The organism is Bordetella muralis, from assembly GCF_054781015.1.
Genome location: NZ_BAAGVF010000008.1, coordinates 389073 through 406751 on the forward strand (window position 1 = coordinate 389073; position 17679 = coordinate 406751).

The following is a 17679-nucleotide window of genomic DNA, read 5'->3' on the forward strand; positions in this document are numbered from 1 at the left end:
GTTTCAATCCAGCTTGATATTGGCAGCCTCGATGAGCTTGCCCATTGCTTTCAGATCCTTGTTCAATAGATCCGAGAATTCTTGCGGAGAAGACGAAAGGACTTCGTAGCCCTGCGCCTCTAGCGGTTTGCGAAATGTGGGATCGGTGAGGATGGCCACGATCTCGGTGTTCAATTTTTTTACGATGGCATCGGGCGTGCCCTGACGCACCAGCAACCCATTCCACACGCGGGACACCACCCCATCGACACCTTCCTCGCTGAAGGTAGGCACGCCGGGCGCACTGTTGGCGCGCTTGGTATCCGTCACAGCCAGAATGCGAATCTTGTCCGACTTTTGATAGCCGACGATGGCGGGCAAGTTGATAAACATCATCGGAATGGCGCCGCCCATGACATCGGTCAACGCCGGAGGCGCTCCCTGATACGGAACATGCATCAACTCAATGCCCGCTTGCTTTTGAAACAACACCCCTGCCAAATGCATGGAATTGCCATTCCCTGCCGACCCGAATGCAATCTGGCCAGGCGCCCTCTTTGCCGCTGCAATCACGTCCGCAACGCTGCGATATGGCGTGCCGCTATTGACGATCAGCACGTTGGGCATTTGGTGCGTCAGCGTGATCGGTTGCAGGTCCTTGACCGGGTCATAACCCATGTTTTTGTACAGGTGCGGATTGACCGCGAGCGTACTGGTCGAGCCGAGCAGCAAGGTATATCCGTCCGCTGCTTGCTTGGCGACCAAGGCTGAGCCGATGTTGCCATTCGCACCAGGGCGATTCTCCACAATGACGCTTTGCCCCAGCCGCTTGCCCAGCTCGCTAGCCATACTGCGCGCAAACTGGTCGGCAACGCCGCCGGCCGGATACGGCACCACCAGGGATACCGGCTTTTTCGGGTAACCCTGCGCCTCATTCGCTTGGGCGGGCACGGGGCATAGCGGCAAGCAGGCCAGCAGCGCTGCGGCAAGGGCAAATCGACGTCTTGATCCAGCTCCATGTACGGCCATCTTTTGTCTCCCGGGGCACAGGCCCCTCTTCGTTTTCGTGCAATTTCTAGCGAATTGCATCTCAGGGTTAGCTCGGATGTTACCGGTAACTGTTACCGGTAACATCGAAGGCAGTGTAGGATCAACATTCGATCTGGCGCCATCAGTAGAAACCATGACTCAACACAATAAGCCTGACACCAAAGAGACTCCTCGCGCGGCCCGTCGCAAGACCGGGACCTACACCATCCATGACGTTGCCCACATGGCTGGCGTGTCCTCGATTACCGTCTCCCGCTACTTCAACTCGCCCGATAAAGTGTCTGCCGGATTACGCGAGCGCCTGAAAGAGATCGTCGACAGCATTGGCTATGTCCCCAGCCAAGTCGCCGGCGGGCTCGCCTCAGGCAGAGGCCGCGTGGTCTGCGCAGTCATGCAGAACATTGCCAGCACGACGTTTGCCGACCTCGTAAAGGGGATGACCGATGAACTGCAATCGTCCGGTCTGCAGCTCTTGCTGGCCAACGCCCAATATTCAAAAGAACAGGAAGAACAAGCCATCCGCACCTTTGTGGGTTGGCATCCGAGTGCGCTGATACTGACACGGGATGATCACACGCCCGCATCGGAAACCATGCTGAGAGGGTTGAACATTCCAATCGTCGAGGCCTGGGGATTTGTTCCGGAGCGACCTTTTCATCAAGTGGGATTTCCGCACGCTGAAGTCGGCGCAATACTCGCTGGGCATTTTCTAGATCAAGGATGCAAGCGCATTCAGTTTGTTCTGCCCATGGCTGAAGAAGATTTTCGTGCCAGACAACGGGCTGACGGGTACGCATCGCAGATGCGAAAAGCAGGGCTGAAACCAGATATCCAGATCGCGGCGCATTCTGATGACTTTGATGTCGGGGAAAAATGGATCGAGTCATTCGCAAAAGCGCCGAAACGCTCGCGGCCCGAGGCAGTGATTTTTTCCAACGACAATATGGCTGCCGGGGCTATTCTGCATGCGGCGGCGTGTAGTGCAGGACTGCCTCGGGATTGCCTGATCGCGGGATTCGGGGATGCGGCAATATCTTCACGTTTGACACCTGCATTGACGACCGTGCGGCCTCCGAGATACCAGATCGGTCAACACGCGGCGCGAGCGATATTGAAGCTCTTGAATACTGAAGGGGAAAACCCGGCGGATCTGGTGCGGGATGAATTCGAGAGCGAATTGATTGTCAGGGAAAGCAGCCGGCGTAGATGATCTGCGCGTCAGGCCATCAGGCTGACGCATTGTTATGGACGTGCGGCAGACGCCTGCGCCATTCTGCGTAATCGAGAGGCGTCCTTGGCCGGAGGATCACCGAACATACGGGCATAGTCGCGGCTGAACTGAGACGGGCTTTCGTAGCCCACCCGAAACCCGGCGCCTGCGGCATCCATCGACTCCGCAACCATCAGCCGGCGCGCTTCCTGCAATCGCAATTGGCTCCGAAAATCCAGCGGACTCATTGATGTGACCGCCTTGAAGTGCGCATAGAAGGCCGAGCGACTCATTCCGGCGACGTCGGCGATTTCTTCAATCCGGCAGTTTTTGCTGTAATGCCCGCGCAGCCAGGCAATGGCCTTGGCGATCTGATTCAGGCGGCTGTCCGCTGCAGCCATCTGGCGCAGGATGCCATTTCCCGGATCCATCAGAAGACGATAGAGAATCTCGCGGATCATTAGCGGAGCCAGGGCGTCGATATCCCTCGGCGTGTCGAGCAGCGCTGCCAGGCGTACCGCGGCGTCCAACACCTCTGGTGTGGTGTCGTTGAGCGCGATGCCGGCCGACGGTACATCGTCGTTCTGATCTTGCACCGGGTAACGCAAACAAAGGTCGCTCAGCTCGGCCAAATCGAGATCGACCACGAGGCACAGATAGGGAGCCGCCTCGCTGGCCTCAATGACTGTCCCCGTAACAGGTAGATCGACGGAAGCAACCAGGTATCTGGCCGGGTCGTACACGTACGTAGTCGTCCCCAGCATTACCCGCTTTCGGCCCTGTGCAATAAGACAAAGTGTCGGCTCATACACCACCGGCATCGGCATGGTAGGGCTGTTTGAACGAAGCAATTTCACACCTGGAATCGGCGTGTCATAGGCGCCATTACCCGGGGCATGGCGATTCAGAATATCGACAAGCTTTGTCAGAGAACCCATGTGTCACTCTATGAGAATGTTGGCATATCAACGGCCGCAGAGCCGTGTGCTCGGACGATCGTACAAGAACTCAGGACGATCCTGCTACACCCATTGACCTCACTCAACGCAAACTGCTGCCTGGCCAGATACACGATTTTCGGTCAATGACGCATCCGAACAAATCGGCGTGGCCTCCTGTCTCGGTGTCCGTCAGTGCCGATGCACTGGCAACCACAACGTCTCCCTATTCCAGAGCACTCTCATACCCATAGGAGCACAGCGAATGCTGATTTTCAGATATCTCATCACAGTAACGGCGCTGACGTTCGCCACGCTGATCGCTGGCTGCGCGAATGCCCAACCCGGCGATTCCACGACCGAGCGTAATCGGCAGTTCATCGTACAGGCCTTTGAGCAATGGGCCGCTGGCACCGGGACGTTCTTCCAAGACGTGTTGTCACCTGACGTCGTCTGGACAATCAAGGGAACGAGCCCTGCTGCCGGAACATACCGGGGCCGAGATGCGTTCATGGAGCAGGCAGTCGCGCCCTTCGCAGCGCGCCTGTCTACACCCGTGCGGCCCACAGTGAAAGACGTATGGGCCGAGGGTGACGATGTCGTCGTTCATTGGGATGGCACGGCAACCGCCGCCGACGGGGAGCCCTACCACAACAGCTATGTGTGGATTTTCCGAATGGAAAATCAACGCGCAATCGAAGTCATCGCCTTCCTCGACCTCGCGCCCTATGACGATGTCATAAAACGGATTTCTATTGAACAACAAGGAGAAACGCACATGAATGAGCACCCTTACGTAGGAATGTGGGTGACTGACGACGGACACATCCGCCATGAGCTTCTAGCCAACGGTCGATACGACGAGGCGCGCGGTAGTCGGGAGAGCGCCTATCAGGGCCGTTATGAGGTGAAGGGCAACCACATCGATTATTGGGACGACACCGGATTCACCGCAGATGGCGTATTCATCGATGAGAACACCCTTCATCACGGCGGCATGGTTTTCCGTCGCCGAGGATAGCCTCGGGCATTGGATGATGCGTGGAGGCGGATTCCTGACTCGGACGGCGTTGAGGTTACTCAATGCGCAGCGATCCTAGAATCCCTCGAATATCCAACGGGCCGGACCTCAGGAATTGATCGCAAATTGCCTCGGAGATCTCCGGGTCGCAATCCTGGTTCAAGAGCACCAGGGATTTTTCCCGGAGTTTTTCGTGTCGTGCTGTGTTCTCTGAGGATCCAGACGGATTGGATTGCATGATCCGATGTGGCGTGCCAGAACGATCAATGACCTCCACCCAACCACAGAACTCCTTTGGATAACGCCGATCCAGATCATCGTCCCTGACCATCTCGATCGCATTGGCCAGCTGAACGATGGCTGGATCACGGCGTTGCGCTTCGCCGAAATCCTGTGGCAACACCGAACCTCGCAACAGTGCAGCAGCGACGGCATAACGTACGCTCATCTGAGCCTGCAGCTCGGACCCTGGCTCGTATCGGTAACCGCATTGGATGTCCACCAGCGTCGGCACACCCACCCGCACCACCCCACCATGCGACCATACAGGCCGTAGCTCGAGGGCTGCATCAACGTGAGCATGAGCACTGCCGCAACAACTATAGGGTTTGAAATTGGTCTTGGCGGCGTGCCAGGTTTTACCTAACTCATGCAGCAAGCGAGTGGCATCCGAATGATCGGAAAACGCCTTCATCATGCCTCCGTCTTCCGCCTCGATGGCATACGCCGGGCCGGTCAAACCATTGCGCGCGAGCTCTGCCGATACCACACCGGCTCTGGCGGCCATGCCCGCGTGCAGCCGCTTCGAGTCGGAGCCGTCCAACGTAAAGGCAAATAGTCCACTAGATTGGGTAGCTGCCAATCCCAAAGCGGACTGGATCTCGCATGGTTTCAACTGCAACATGACCGATACGGCCGCAGCCGCCCCCAGCGGCCCGCATACCGGCGTCAGATGCCAACCGCGCAGACGCGTTTCGGCCGGCGATAATGCCAGCGACGTCCTTATCATCACCTCATAGCCCACAGCCAGAGCCATATCCAGTTGCGCAGGGTCAACGCGATAATGCTCTGCCACCGCGAACACGGACGGAACAATGACAGCGCCTGGATGCACCTTGGCATTGTGGAAGTCGTCGAGCTCCAACGCATGAGCTGCTGCACCATTGACCAAGGCGGTATCGGATGGCCTTAGCCGCGTATCGCCTTCCCCCCAGAGGGTCGCGCCCCGCTGCAAGCGGTTGTCCTGGACGGCCCAGTTGCGAATCGCCTGATACCACGGAGTGCGTCTGCCACTGAGCGCCACACTAAAGGTGTCCAGCGCCAGATGACGCATTTCTCGAGTGACTGCGTCGGGGATCTGGTCGGGGGATAAATCCGCCAACCACGTGGCCAAGCTACTCGTTATCATGTGAGGGTCCCTTTATTTCACTTGACCGCAATATCGGCTTCTTTGGCGAGCAGGCTGATCTTGTCGTGCTCGTCTTGCTGTACTTTTGCCAAGTCCTGGGGTGAAGTCTCGGCGACCTCGAACATCATGGTGTCAAAGACCTTGGTCACTTCGGGCGCATGGATCGCTTTGTTGATTTCGGTGGCGAGTTGGCTCGCGATGTTGGCCGGCAGGCCCGCCGGCCCCCATACGCCATACCACGAGGAAAAATCGAAGCCTTCTACCCCGCTTTCCGCCACGGTAGGCACGTTGGGCAGTCTGGAGACTCGCGACGAGCTTGTCACCGCGAGGGCCTTGAGCTTTCCGGATGCGACATAAGGATAAGCGCCGGGCATGGGTGAAGCCGCAGCCGAAACATGCCCAGCCGTCACATCGGTCAGCTGCGGTGCAGCACCGCGATACGGCACAATCTGCATGCCGAGTTTCAGATCACGATTCAGCATCTCCTCCACGAGATGGCTCGATGTCCCATAACCCGACGTCGCCCACGTCAAGGAATCCTTTTTTGCGTGAGCCTGGGTTTGCAGTTCCTTTAGCGTGTTAAAGGGCGACTGCGCCCCTGTGACTACCAATAGCGGCACCGTGCCGAGCCGGGCGATCGGGGTAAAGTCCTTCAGCGCATCGTATTTGACTCGCGCATCCACCAAGGGCAGATATACCTGACTAGAGGCGTGCAGCAGCAGCGTGTAGCCATCGGGCTTGGCACGAGCGACATATTCCGAGCCGATCATGCCGGACGCGCCGGGCTTGTTTTCTATCACGATCGGTTGTCCCAACTGCTTCTGCAATTGAGCGGTGACCAGGCGAGCCACGGTATCAACAGACCCGCCCGGCGTGTAAGGCACGACGACGGTAATGGGTCTGGAAGGATATTTGTCAGTGTCGCCGTGCGCTTGAGCCGCCATCAAGGAAGTCACCGCCACGGCGATCATTGCCCATATCCGTCGCGAGGTATGCAGGTTCGTCATTATTGTCTCCGTGTGAATGATCGGTGCGGTAAGTCGTTCATCGACACCGCTTTTGTGTGTATTGACAATCTAGGCGCCATCCTCGAGCCCGTCCAATACCGTTTCGATACCCGAGTTATTTGCCGCGGATATAACGAACAACGCTATGATCCGCATACCATGCCGGGAGTGCATGGAGGCGCTATCAAAACGGGGGGCTGCCATGCATAGTCCGGAAATCAGGCATCTGCGCTACTTTGTGGCTGTCGCGGAAGAACTAAGCTTCAGCAAGGCGGCGGTCCGGCTTCATATGTCGCAGCCACCGCTATCGCAGCAGATCAAGGCACTGGAAGACGATCTGGGCGTCCAATTGCTCGAGCGCAGCCGGCGCGAAGTCCGATTGACAGAGGCCGGCAAGATATTCCTGAACGAGAGCCGCAACATTCTCGCGAACCTGCGTAGCGCGGTCGGCGCCACGATCAGAGCGGCCGCTGTCGACGGCGGCAATATAAGAATCGGTTTCGTCACATCGGCGCTACTGCAGGTATTGCCCATTGTGTTGGACCGGATATCAAAAGACTTTCCCGGCATCGAATTAAGCATCTACGACATGTCGTCGCGCGACCAAGTCGACTCGTTGATGCAGGAACGGCTGGACATCGGCATCGTTCACTCCATCCCGGCCATTTCGACATTCAACAAGCTGCCAATTTATTCTCAACCGTTTATCCTGGCCATTCCTGAAGGTCATGAGCTCGAGCACGCAGAGAAAATCACCGCAGCGGAGCTGGAAAAACACCGCATCATTGGTTTCTCACGGGATCACTCGCCGTCTTTGTATGATGCGCAATTGGCGTGCTGCCTCGCAAAAGGCTTTCGTCCCACGCTGGTACACCAGGCAAGAACGCCATTCACGGTTTTTCAACTGATCCGTTCCGGGCTGGGCATCTCCATTGTTCCCAAGCCGTATTCGCGACTACCCTTTCCCGGCATCGTCTTCAAGGACGTCGACAACAGCGCCGGCCATCTGCATCTGTACGCAATCTGGAGAGACGAGGTATCGACGGAACTGGTCAAGAAAGTCATCCGTCAGGTGATGTACGAGCCATTCGCCGATCCCGAGTAACGATCCCGCACGCTCCTCAACCAGCCAACCCGCTGCCCCGCTTGACTAGGCGCGGGTTGCGCTCAAAATATCGAGCAACGGCTGGATGTCCTCCAATTGATCCAGGTTGCGTGTCAGCTCAATCACAGTATCGATGTCTTCCGTCCGTAGGCAAGGCCTCACAATATTGCGGAACTTGTATTCGATCTCGGATGGGCTGAGCGGGCTTTCCGGACTGCCGCGCCGATGCAGTATTTCGGTGGTAAACACTTCCCCAGAGATCGACGTAATAGTCACCACCGCCGCGTGCCGGAATGCCGGTCCCATCGCGTCGATGCGGGGATCGACACGAGCCGTCATGCGGGCAATGAGCGCCAGGAGGCGGGGATCGGCCAAACGCTCCTGGCGATACTGCTCTACGAACGCCATGCCATCGCAAGCCATCACTGCCAAGCTATAAAACAGGTTCATCTGCGCGGCAGTGACTCCCTGCGCTTTGTATTCCCAGGCGCAATGAACATGAGTCATGTGGCTGACGCCGACATCAATGCTTGCTATCGTATCCGGCCGTAGATCGTGAGTCTGCATCAGTTGTGCCAGCGCATCGAGCGCGGCATGGATGCTTGTAACGCTGGCATGTGGCTTATAGCCGACTTTTTCCGTTTCCCAAACAACGCCCAGTCCATCGGTCAATCGCCCAGGATTGGGCTTGCCCGAGTAGGAGCTCAAGTAGCCTCCATAAGAAGCCTCCAGCACATCAGTGATGCCGGTAAAGTCCTTGTCAGCCAGCAGCGCCGCATAGACCCCGCTCTGAGCCGCACGTCCAGAATGGAATCGCTTGACCATTGCCCCTTCTTGAGCCGCCATCAGTCCGCCCGCTTGAGACCCTGCGATACCCAAGGTGTGTTGCATACGATGCGCATCGAGCCCCAACATGCGGCCCGCCGTTGCGGCAGCAACGAAAACGCCGGACGTCCCCTGCGGATGAAAGCCTCGGAAAAATAGATCCATGGTCGCCGCGTTGCCAATACGGGTCCCGATTTCATATCCGGCCACAATCGCAGTTATCAGGTCCCGGCCGTGGCGCTTGCCCGTCTTTTCCGACAAGGCGACCGCCACAGGGACAGCAATGGAACCAGGATGAAGGATCGATTCCTTATGAATATCGTCCAATTCGAATGCATGGCCCGCGGTGGCGTTGACCAGCACGGCATCCGCGACAGAGGCTTTCCGTCCGCAGCCGTACAACGAGGCGACAGGAATGCTGCCCTGTTCCTCCACCATGGCTTGAACTTTCTGTGTCCAGGGCAAGGTCATCCCGAACAGGCAACAACCGATGCTGTCCAATATGCTGGTCTTGATTCTGCCGACGACATTGTCGGGAATCTGATTGAACGACAGGGCAGCCGAAAAGCTGGCGAGTTCCCGCGTGGCATTGTCCAACAAGGAGATGGATGATTGAGTCATTCGTCGCGGGTATGATTGGCAAGGCGTGACTGTGCAGCCAGGTACGCAAGCATTTCCTGTATGACGGCCTGCGGTTGCTCGGGCAGCAGTGCATGCGCAGCGTTCTGAATGGTCTTGTTCGTCACGCGCTCGCCCAGATAATCCTTGAGCACGTTTGCGAAGCGCGCAGGAGCAATGACGTCGTACTCGGCCTGCAGATTCAATATCGGCGCTGTCCCACCCGCAAAGAAATCATCCACCGGCGTTCTCTTTTGCGCGAGTGTCTGCATAGTCATCAGCGTCGTGTTCCACCCATTGAGCCAGGCTCTCGCATCATTGCCCGGCGCGAAAAAGACCTTTTGCAGGCTTTCCAGGCGCGTTGCTTCAGGCAACAGCATATTTCCGCAGACCTCGATCTGAGCCCGGGTCTCATCGCTGATAGGAACGCCTTGGTAACCTACGGGCACTTTACCAGCGGAGCCCGCCAACAGCAGCAATGCACGTACCAAGTCGGGCCGGTCAGACGCGACCGTCCTGGCAATCCAGTTTCCATGAGCATGCCCGATGACGAACGCTGGCCCTCCGCCGTCATGTTCGATGACGGCCGCGATATCCTCGGCCCAGTCATGCAACGTCTTTCCTTCCAAGGGACCAGTGCTGCCACCGTTACCACGCGGCTCGGGGCACAACACCCGATAGCCTGCCTGACTCAACGGGGTGGCAATGTCGGCCAAGTCCTCTGCGCCGCGGCCGAGCGACGGCAGCATCACGATCAGATCGCCACCGCGATCGCCATACGCATAGACTTCCAACTCGACGCCATTCGGGCGCTTTATCTTGTAGCGCATCCTGTTCTGCCCAGCAGGGTGGACACCGTCGTCGCTGTCGAACGACGAGGAGGATTGAGAAACCGGCTGCATTGTTGCTCCTGTGCAATGTCGCGGTGACATTCCTGTCATGACCATGGAACATCACTCTAGAGACTAGTTGCCAGGGTGGCTAATACAGAATTCGGCTAACAGTTATCCGATGTCGAAATAACAGATAAGACGTTGGCACTCCTATCAGGCAATGCTGTCCTATCGTCATGGCCCGCGCTATTTAATCCTCGGCCGCCGCGATACCGTGTCGGCATGCACTATGCTCCGATCGCCTGCGCAAGCATCTGGATGGAAAGCGGCGCACAACCTTCGGCATCATTGCTGACCGTCACATAGGCAGGCTGGCCTGCGCCCGTGATACCACGGATGGTGCGTGCCAGCACGGCACGTGTATGAGGGTCTTCGCTGAGGATGGCATTAAATGGATCGTGCTTCTTTTGCGCGTCGGCATAACCGTACGCGCCAAAGATCCGATTCAGGGTCCAACGGCAGACCAGCGGGCCCGGCCATAGCGCACGCAGCATGGGCAGTTGCTCCTCGATCGGCGGCATCTTGCCATGCAAGCCCAGGCAGAACGTGGCCCTATGCGCCTTGAGTGTGTCTACCAGCCCTTGGCTCAGCAACTCGGGATCTCGGACTTCCACGGCCACGATTACGGCGCCATCCGCAGGCAAGGCCTGCTGGACGGCCGCCAGCATACCGTCCAGCCGCTCCAGCAGCGATGCGGGATGGCCGAGCCAGTTCCAGGGCAAAGGACTGAGTTGAAAGACCAGGACGCCCAGTTTGGCGCGCAAACCGGCGAGCGTCGGCTGTACAAAGTGCTCCACGGCCAGGCGCGGATCGAGAAAATTCGGGTTGGCCTTGCGTGCCTTGCCGTCCTCGCTGCGTACCTGGGCATCGGTGATGCTGGCGGGACACTTGACGACAAAACGGAAATCCTCGTCGACTTGCCCTGCGTAAGCGGCGTATTGGCTTGTCGTCAACGGGCGCCAGAAAGTACGGTCCACGCACACTGTCCGCAACAACGGGTGCTGATGGTAGGCCTCAAGGCCGTTTTTGGACAGCGTAGCCGAAGCGTAATCCCCATCCCACACCAATCCATCCCAGCCCGGATAGGACCAGGTAGAGACACCAAAACGCAATTGCGCTGGCAACTGCCGCGCAAGATCGCGCCAGCCCTCAACGCTGGGCGCGGGCTGCACCTTGTTAGGGTTCAGGTTGATGAAAGACACCGCATCCCCCTGAGAGGCGGCAGCGGCCTCCGGCTGCGTAGCGGTATCTCCAAATAAGTCGTCTTGCATGCTTGGATACTGGCATTGAAACAGGCTAAAGCGTACCGTATTGCCGTCTTGATGGCGGAAAGGAGTAATCTCACCCTGCAGAGCGACCCGCCACACCCGGCCCGTCGTCCGAAAGGATTACACTTGCTGACAACGGGCACGTGATCCCGGCCTGCGGCTTTGCCTTTTGAATTCAAGCCGTTATTTCAGTGAACTAGCGAATATTCCCATGTCCAACACCGCCTCTTCTTCCGTTTCCTTCAATACGATACGTTCTACGACAGCGCGGACGGTCGCCGAACGCGACTCCATCCTGGCCGATCCTGGGTTTGGGAAATATTTCACGGATCACATGGTCTCGATCGACTGGACCAAGGAAAAGGGTTGGCATGATGCCGAGGTACGGCCTTACGGTCCGTTGCAGCTGGATCCGGCGGCCTCGGTCCTGCATTATGCGCAGGAAATCTTCGAAGGCCTGAAGGTCTACCGCCATGCAAACGGCTCGGTCTGGACGTTCCGCCCGCAAGCCAATGCAGAACGCATGCAACGCTCCGCGCGCCGTCTGGCCCTGCCGGAGCTGCCCACCGAAATATTCATCGAATCGCTCAAGCAGTTGCTGGCCGTCGACGCCCCGTGGGTGCCCTCCGCGCCGGAAACCAGCCTGTACCTGCGTCCGTTCATGATCGCCAACGAGAGCTTCCTGGGTGTTCGTTCGGCGCACCGTGCAGCCTACTATGTGATCGCCAGCCCGGCGGGCTCGTATTTCGCCGGCGGAGTCAAGCCTGTGTCGATCTGGCTGTCGACCGACTACGCGCGTGCGGCCAAGGGGGGTACGGGTGCTGCCAAGTGCGGTGGCAACTATGCAGCCTCGCTGCTGCCCCAACAGGAAGCCTACGAAAACGGCTGCGCTCAGGTGCTGTTCCTCGATCCACTCGAGGGCAAATACCTCGAGGAACTGGGTGGAATGAACGTGTTCCTGGTCCGGAAGGACGGAACCTTGGTCACCCCCGAGTTGTCCGGCAGCATTCTCGAGGGTGTGACTCGCGCCAGCATCATTCAATTGGCTCGTGACCGCGGCCATGAGGTGCAAGAGCGCAAAGTCTCGGTGCAAGAATGGCGCGATGGCTTTGCGTCTGGCGACATCGTAGAGGCTTTCGCTTGCGGTACCGCAGCAGTGGTGACGCCGATATCGGTGCTGAAAGGCGCCGATTTCACCGTGGGCGACGAGAATGCACCCGCAGGCAAGCTGACCATGGCCTTGCGCGAGGAATTGACGAACATCCAGTATGGCCGTACGGCGGACCCTCACGGCTGGATGATGCGTCTGGCGTAAAGGTTAGGGTGAAGTAAGCCTTTCGAACTGCCGGAAGGTTTACTCCTCGCCAATGTCTGCGTGCGTAGACACCCACAGTACCAGCGCGTCTTTCTTGCTCAGGCTGATCACCCGATGGCCCATGCGGCTGTCGATGTAGAAACTCTCGCCCGCTCGCAGGCGGGCGGGCTCGTAAAACTCGGTGTAGAGCTGGACTTCGCCTTCCAGGACGTAGACGAACTCCTCGCCCCGATGGCGGCTCCAGTCGTGGAACTCCTCAAACGAGCGAGCCTTCACTCGGGTATGGAACGGCATCATGCGCTTGTGCGACAGCGCGGTACAGAGCAGACGGTGGCCGTAGTACGGCGTTTCGTACGGGCGCCCTTCTCCCGCAAGGCTGAGACTGCGGCGTCCGGTACCCATATGGGCGTCGGATGCCGTGAACAGTTCGGCCACGTCCAGATCCAGGCCCGCTGCGATCTTGATCAAGTTGTCATAGGTAGGCGAGAGCAGGCCGTTCTCGATTTTGGACAACGTGGATGCGGACACGCCGGTAGCCGCCGCCGCCTGCTTCAAAGTCCAGGTCCGCGCTCGGCGCAAGGCTCTCAGCCGTTGTGCCAACACGCTCTGTTTGTCGTCTTCCATCTATACGCCCTGTCATGCCCGCGACCGCCTCTCCCGCCACCAGTCGCGGGCCTGGTACGACCAATAAGTCAATTGAACCGCCGCCCTGCCGACACTGCCCCCGGCCCATGCAAGTCCAAAGGGGGCAAATAACTTGTAGCGCTGGGTATCGCCTGTGATGCCCTCGGCGACGACTCGGCCGCCGATCGCGGTGGTATTCATGCCATGCCCGCCGAATGCCGTGCAGTACCAGACGTCCGGAGCCAACTGGCCAATCTGCGGCATCAGATGTCGAGCGTAGGCCATACGCCCCGACCACGCCGTCTCGACCTTCACCCCCGTCAGTTGAGGGTAGACGGAAAGTAATTCGCGACGCAGCGACTCTGCCAGATCCGGTGGATCATCCACACGGGTGGTGATTCTACTGCCCCAGCCGATGCGGCCGCCATCGAGCACCCGGTAGTAGTTGCCGGCGCGGCGGTCGTCGCCGATGGCGGCATTGCTGCGGATGGCGTCTCGGACCCGGTCGCCAAGAGGCTCCGTCAGCATGATGTAGGTGACTATCGGTTGCATTGCCCGGCGCAACGTGGGCACGATTCCGTCTGTATAGCCGCCGGTGGCCAGCACCACGGAGCGGGCGTCGACCTGGCCCTGCCCCGTAAGCACGCGCTTGACTGCGCCGTCCAGTTCGACGTGCTTGACGGCAGTATCCTCGTGAATCCGTACGCCCAGCCGCACGCATTCGCGGGCCAGCGCGCGAGCGTAATTCAACGGATGAAAGTGAAACGACGAAGGATCCTCGATCCCCTGGTGATAGACATCCGATAGCAGCCGCTCACGCACCTCGGCACGGGTCAGAAAGCGGACGTCTCGCCCGAAGTCGCGCTGCTGGCCATCGCACCATTGCCGCAGCGCATCGGTCGCTTCGTAGCGCACGACGCGTAAACGGCCGTCTACCTTGTGCGCATCGCCGATCGCCAGATCGCGGATATTGGCGCGGATAATTTCCACGCCTTCCATAGAAAGCCAGTAGAGCTCACGGTAGTGGTCTTCATCCACATGCCGGCGAATGGTGTCCGTGCCCGCAGCAAAGGCGGGCGACACTGATCCGCCATTGCGGCCCGATGCCCCCCAGGCGATGCGCCGCCCTTCCAGCAAGGTCACGTTACGCCCGCGCCGTGCCAGCTCCAGCGCGGTGGACAGGCCAGCCAACCCTCCTCCTATCACGCAGACATCGGTGCTATCCGCCCCCGTCAACGGTGGATAGTAAGTGCCAGTATCGGCTAGCGTACGGCGGTAATAAGTGTCAACGTACTCGGATGCCATGATGCTGTGTCTCAGTGCAGGCTTGCGCCCTGCAGGCCGCCGGCCAGCCGCTTTTCGAGCCAGTTGGCCAGGCGCAGCAGCGGGTAGCAGTAAATGAAATAGATGGCCGCGATCATGCCGTAGATAAAGAGCGATTTGGACGGGAAGGTGATGATGAACACTTCACCCTGCCGCGTCAGTTCAGTGATGCCGACCACCGACAGAATGGCCGTGCTCTTGATCAGCATGACGTAGACGCCGCTCATCGGCTGCACGATGAGACGCATGGCCTGCGGCAAAATGACCAGCCACAGGATCTGGAGAGGTTTGAGGCCAAGCGTCATTGCGCCCTCGGTCTGGCCACGCGGTACCGACTGAATAGCGCCCATGACGATCTCTGCCACATAGCAGGATGTGTAGACTGATAGCGACACGAACGCCGCTGTGGCGGAATCCCAATGCAGGAGTTCGATGCCGGTGCTGGGCAGCACGAAATAGAAGATGTACAGCTGCACCAGAAACGGCGTACCGCGCAAAAGGTGGATATACAACCCCAGCAACTGATGCACGCCGCGTATGCGATAACTGCGGATCACGCCGATGACGAATCCCAGCAGCGAACCGGCGATGATAGCCACGAAGGAAACCTTCAGCGTTTCCCAAAAGCCCTTCAACAGGAAGGGCAGCACGACGCCCGCGGTGGAAAGATAGGAGTCCAGCATGATCACCTCGCGTTCCAGGCAGGACCCGCTAGCCAGAGGCTCACACCTTTGGACAACAGCAGCATGCAACCGTAGATCAACAGATAGCCCGCCGCGATAGTCAAGAAACTCTCGCTGGGCACAATGCGGTCGCTGTTCATTTGTACGCCAGCGGCGACCAGCTCGAATACGGTGATCAATGACAGCAAGGACGTATCCTTGATCAGCACCGCGGTCTGGCCCAGCAGCGGCGGCAGCGTATTGACGAAGGCCTGTGGCAGCACGACGTAGCGCAAACGCTGGCGGTAATTCATGCCGCAGGCCTTGGCACCGTCGACCTGACCGCGCGGCACAGATTCGATGCCCACGCGAATGATCTCGCTCATGTAGGCAGCGTGGTGCAATGTCATGGCGATGATACCCAGCAGCATCTCGCTCCAGCCCTTGGCCCCTGGCACCAGGTATGGCACGGCATAGTAGACCAGATAGATCTGCACCAGGAGCGGCGTCGAACGGATGAACTGCACATAAGCCGCCACGGGGCGCCAAATAATGCCCCGTGACGACATATGGGCCAGTGCTATCGGTATGCCCGCCAACACCGACAACACGAGGCTCGCGCCAGCGGCAATGAGAGTGTTGCCCAGGCCGGTCGCGAACTCGCCTGCGTACTGGCTGACGATGCGCCAGTTATAAAAATCGATCAGCCAGTCCATGAGCTCAGTGCTCTTTCTTCCATTCGGTGGAATACCAATACTTGACCAGTTCAGGCAGCGAGTTATCGGCAGTCTTCAGGGTCTGCCAGTTATCCAGCCAGAACTTCAGGCGCACGGCATTGGGGCCCACGGCAAAGGCCAGGGGCTCACGCACCATGACGCCGTCCAGCACCCGCAGGGTGCCAAAGTCCGCGAGGAACTGGTTGGCGGTGGATAACGACATGATGCCCGCGTCCAACCGGCCGCTGGACAGGGCTTGCCCCACCGGGGCGCTACCGCCCGAAAACTCTTTCAGGGTGGCCTTGGGCAGCATTTTCTTGCCTACCTCCGCATACGTGCTGGCCCCCAACGCGCCGACGGTCACGCCTTCCTTGTCGAGTTCACCATACGACTTATACGGCGAGTCCTTGGGAACGACTGCCACCGTGTCGGCGTAGAACATGGGCAGCGAGAACAGCACCTGGGCAGCGCGCTGCGGCGTGGGCGTCATGTCGGCAGCGACCATGTCAGCCTTGCCCGATAGCAGCGCGGGAATCAGGCCCTTCCACTCATAGTCCTGTAGCACCAGCTTTACGCCCAGATCGTCGGCCATGCGCTTGGCCACTTCCACAGCCAGACCGGTGCGCTTGCCGGTTTTGTCCATGAAGCTCATGAGCGGTCCAGACGTCTGGACCGCCACCCGCAGCTCGCCGCGCTTGAGGATGTCCGCCAGTTCATCGGCCTGTGCCGGCACGCTGACAGCCATCGCTGCCAACGCGAAACCCGCCACGCCTAGCCATTGTTTAATCTTCAGCATGTCTAACCCCTTGTGGTGAATGGATTCCTGTCATTCCGGGCACAGCGCCACGCGTGCCCCTTGTTTCTTGTTTGCTTCTTTGCTGCTGGAACTACAGAATCATCTCCAGGAACGCGCGCGTGCGCGCCTCTCTGGGATGGCAGAAAACTTCTTCAGGCGACCCCATTTCGACGATACGACCTGCGTCCATGAACAGGGCGCGGTCTGCCACGTCGCGGGCAAAGTTCATTTCATGGGTTACGACGGCCATAGTCATGCCCTCGCTCGCCAACGTGCGCATCAACTCCAGGATGCCGCCCACCGTTTCCGGATCGAGCGCCGAGGTCGCCTCATCGAACAGCATCAGCTTGGGATCCATGGCCAGCGCGCGGGCGATAGCGACGCGTTGTTGCTGGCCGCCGGACAGCTGGCTCGGGTAGCGATCGCCATAATCGGCCATGCCGACGCGGCCCAGCAGATCGCGGGCGTGGCGCTCGGCTTCAGCGCGGCTGCGCCCTCGCACCACGCGTTGAGGCAGCACGACATTGTCCAGCGCGGTTCGGTGCTGGAACAGGTTGAAATGCTGGAACACCATGCCCACCTCGGTACGCCAAAGATTGACGTCGGTGGTCGGATCGGTGAGCGAAACACCCTCCACGCGAATCGTGCCGCTATCAATGCTCTCCAGACCGTTCAGGGTGCGCAGCAAGGTGCTCTTGCCAGAGCCCGACGGCCCCACCACAGCCATCACCTCACCCCTGCCGAGCTCGCAATTGATAGCGTCCAGCGCGCGATGAGGGGCCTGCCCATCACGCTGATAGGTCTTGGTGACTGCTTGCACAACCAACAACGGATCCGTCACGGAGTCCCCTGCAGAAAAGGTTTCGCATTTCACGCCAGAGTTTCGTATAGTAAATTTTTTTCCAGAATCGCCACTTAGGC

Annotated in this window: 17 protein-coding genes; 4 read left to right on the forward strand and 13 right to left on the reverse strand. The window is 58.9% G+C overall.

Annotation, left to right across the window (positions count from 1 at the left end; genetic code table 11):
* Positions 1-3: 3 nt before the first annotated feature.
* Entirely contained in the window at positions 4-1008 is a 1005-nt protein-coding gene (locus ACYVIT_RS19505) for a Bug family tripartite tricarboxylate transporter substrate binding protein (RefSeq protein ID WP_415804139.1), read from the reverse strand.
* A 37-nt stretch (positions 1009-1045) separates the two neighbouring features.
* On the opposite strand from ACYVIT_RS19505, the gene ACYVIT_RS19510 reads away from it, so the two are divergent.
* The gene (locus ACYVIT_RS19510; RefSeq protein WP_415804140.1) at positions 1046-2239 is read left to right on the forward strand and encodes a LacI family DNA-binding transcriptional regulator; all 1194 of its coding nucleotides are present in this window, start codon (positions 1046-1048) and stop codon (positions 2237-2239) included.
* A gap of 32 nt (positions 2240-2271) precedes the next feature.
* On the opposite strand, the gene ACYVIT_RS19515 is transcribed toward ACYVIT_RS19510, so the two are convergent.
* A complete protein-coding gene (locus tag ACYVIT_RS19515) occupies positions 2272-3096 on the reverse strand; it encodes an AraC family transcriptional regulator (protein ID WP_415804141.1) in 825 nt (274 codons plus the stop codon).
* 346 nt (positions 3097-3442) lie between these two features.
* On the opposite strand from ACYVIT_RS19515, the gene ACYVIT_RS19520 reads away from it, so the two are divergent.
* The gene (locus tag ACYVIT_RS19520) at positions 3443-4198 is read left to right on the forward strand and encodes an Atu4866 domain-containing protein (protein ID WP_415804142.1); all 756 of its coding nucleotides are present in this window, start codon (positions 3443-3445) and stop codon (positions 4196-4198) included.
* Between the two features lie 55 nt (positions 4199-4253).
* Here the strand turns inward: ACYVIT_RS19520 and ACYVIT_RS19525 are convergent, their stop codons facing one another.
* Positions 4254-5606 (reverse strand): MmgE/PrpD family protein, encoded by a 1353-nt coding sequence (locus tag ACYVIT_RS19525; protein ID WP_415804143.1) that lies wholly within the window; start codon positions 5604-5606, stop codon positions 4254-4256.
* A gap of 17 nt (positions 5607-5623) precedes the next feature.
* A complete protein-coding gene (locus ACYVIT_RS19530; protein ID WP_415804144.1) occupies positions 5624-6613 on the reverse strand; it encodes a Bug family tripartite tricarboxylate transporter substrate binding protein in 990 nt (329 codons plus the stop codon).
* 202 nt (positions 6614-6815) lie between these two features.
* Here ACYVIT_RS19530 and ACYVIT_RS19535 point away from each other — a divergent pair, with 202 nt between their 5' ends.
* Complete coding sequence (locus ACYVIT_RS19535; protein WP_415804145.1) at positions 6816-7718, forward strand: LysR substrate-binding domain-containing protein; 903 nt, start codon at positions 6816-6818, stop codon at positions 7716-7718.
* Between the two features lie 45 nt (positions 7719-7763).
* On the opposite strand, the gene ACYVIT_RS19540 is transcribed toward ACYVIT_RS19535, so the two are convergent.
* From ACYVIT_RS19540 to ACYVIT_RS19550, 3 genes are all read right to left on the reverse strand, one after another.
* Positions 7764-9164 (reverse strand): MmgE/PrpD family protein, encoded by a 1401-nt coding sequence (locus tag ACYVIT_RS19540; protein WP_415804146.1) that lies wholly within the window; start codon positions 9162-9164, stop codon positions 7764-7766.
* Positions 9161-10063: an alpha/beta fold hydrolase gene (locus ACYVIT_RS19545; protein ID WP_415804147.1), complete on the reverse strand. Its 903-nt coding sequence runs from the start codon at positions 10061-10063 to the stop codon at positions 9161-9163. Before ACYVIT_RS19545 ends, ACYVIT_RS19540 begins: the two co-directional genes overlap by 4 nt.
* A gap of 218 nt (positions 10064-10281) precedes the next feature.
* Positions 10282-11325 carry a DUF72 domain-containing protein gene (locus tag ACYVIT_RS19550; protein WP_415804148.1) on the reverse strand — a complete coding sequence of 348 codons (1044 nt, stop codon included), beginning with the start codon at positions 11323-11325 and terminating at the stop codon, positions 10282-10284.
* Positions 11326-11533: 208 nt separating this feature from the next.
* Between ACYVIT_RS19550 and ACYVIT_RS19555 the strand changes: the two genes are divergently transcribed.
* The gene (locus ACYVIT_RS19555) at positions 11534-12637 is read left to right on the forward strand and encodes a branched-chain amino acid aminotransferase (protein ID WP_415804149.1); all 1104 of its coding nucleotides are present in this window, start codon (positions 11534-11536) and stop codon (positions 12635-12637) included.
* Between the two features lie 39 nt (positions 12638-12676).
* On the opposite strand, the gene ACYVIT_RS19560 is transcribed toward ACYVIT_RS19555, so the two are convergent.
* The 6 genes from ACYVIT_RS19560 to ACYVIT_RS19585 all read right to left on the reverse strand — a co-directional run bounded on the left by ACYVIT_RS19560 (position 12677) and on the right by ACYVIT_RS19585 (position 17599).
* The gene (locus tag ACYVIT_RS19560; RefSeq protein ID WP_415804150.1) at positions 12677-13261 is read right to left on the reverse strand and encodes a helix-turn-helix domain-containing protein; all 585 of its coding nucleotides are present in this window, start codon (positions 13259-13261) and stop codon (positions 12677-12679) included.
* Positions 13262-13273: 12 nt separating this feature from the next.
* A complete protein-coding gene (locus ACYVIT_RS19565) occupies positions 13274-14566 on the reverse strand; it encodes an NAD(P)/FAD-dependent oxidoreductase (protein WP_415804151.1) in 1293 nt (430 codons plus the stop codon).
* Positions 14567-14577: 11 nt separating this feature from the next.
* Complete coding sequence (locus ACYVIT_RS19570) at positions 14578-15267, reverse strand: amino acid ABC transporter permease (protein ID WP_415804152.1); 690 nt, start codon at positions 15265-15267, stop codon at positions 14578-14580.
* A 2-nt stretch (positions 15268-15269) separates the two neighbouring features.
* Positions 15270-15962, reverse strand: coding sequence for an amino acid ABC transporter permease (locus ACYVIT_RS19575; protein ID WP_415804153.1), 693 nt, complete (start codon positions 15960-15962; stop codon positions 15270-15272).
* Positions 15963-15966: 4 nt separating this feature from the next.
* Positions 15967-16758, reverse strand: a complete 792-nt coding sequence (locus ACYVIT_RS19580; RefSeq protein ID WP_415804154.1) for an ABC transporter substrate-binding protein — start codon at positions 16756-16758, stop codon at positions 15967-15969.
* A 91-nt stretch (positions 16759-16849) separates the two neighbouring features.
* Complete coding sequence (locus ACYVIT_RS19585; protein WP_415804155.1) at positions 16850-17599, reverse strand: amino acid ABC transporter ATP-binding protein; 750 nt, start codon at positions 17597-17599, stop codon at positions 16850-16852.
* Positions 17600-17679: the final 80 nt, after the last annotated feature.

Excerpts from the sequence above, each read along its gene's own strand:
- ACYVIT_RS19505 (WP_415804139.1), bottom strand. The coding sequence starts at position 1,008 with ATGGCCGTACATGGAGCTGGATCAAGACGTCGATTTGCCCTTGCCGCA.
- ACYVIT_RS19540 (WP_415804146.1), bottom strand. The coding sequence starts at position 9,164 with ATGACTCAATCATCCATCTCCTTGTTGGACAATGCCACGCGGGAACTC.
- ACYVIT_RS19555 (WP_415804149.1), top strand. The coding sequence starts at position 11,534 with ATGTCCAACACCGCCTCTTCTTCCGTTTCCTTCAATACGATACGTTCT.
- ACYVIT_RS19525 (WP_415804143.1), bottom strand. The coding sequence starts at position 5,606 with ATGATAACGAGTAGCTTGGCCACGTGGTTGGCGGATTTATCCCCCGAC.
- ACYVIT_RS19545 (WP_415804147.1), bottom strand. The coding sequence starts at position 10,063 with ATGCAGCCGGTTTCTCAATCCTCCTCGTCGTTCGACAGCGACGACGGT.
- ACYVIT_RS19560 (WP_415804150.1), bottom strand. The coding sequence starts at position 13,261 with ATGGAAGACGACAAACAGAGCGTGTTGGCACAACGGCTGAGAGCCTTG.
- ACYVIT_RS19575 (WP_415804153.1), bottom strand. The coding sequence starts at position 15,962 with ATGGACTGGCTGATCGATTTTTATAACTGGCGCATCGTCAGCCAGTAC.
- ACYVIT_RS19530 (WP_415804144.1), bottom strand. The coding sequence starts at position 6,613 with ATGACGAACCTGCATACCTCGCGACGGATATGGGCAATGATCGCCGTG.
- ACYVIT_RS19550 (WP_415804148.1), bottom strand. The coding sequence starts at position 11,325 with ATGCAAGACGACTTATTTGGAGATACCGCTACGCAGCCGGAGGCCGCT.
- ACYVIT_RS19535 (WP_415804145.1), top strand. The coding sequence starts at position 6,816 with ATGCATAGTCCGGAAATCAGGCATCTGCGCTACTTTGTGGCTGTCGCG.
- ACYVIT_RS19570 (WP_415804152.1), bottom strand. The coding sequence starts at position 15,267 with ATGCTGGACTCCTATCTTTCCACCGCGGGCGTCGTGCTGCCCTTCCTG.
- ACYVIT_RS19580 (WP_415804154.1), bottom strand. The coding sequence starts at position 16,758 with ATGCTGAAGATTAAACAATGGCTAGGCGTGGCGGGTTTCGCGTTGGCA.
- ACYVIT_RS19520 (WP_415804142.1), top strand. The coding sequence starts at position 3,443 with ATGCTGATTTTCAGATATCTCATCACAGTAACGGCGCTGACGTTCGCC.
- ACYVIT_RS19565 (WP_415804151.1), bottom strand. The coding sequence starts at position 14,566 with ATGGCATCCGAGTACGTTGACACTTATTACCGCCGTACGCTAGCCGAT.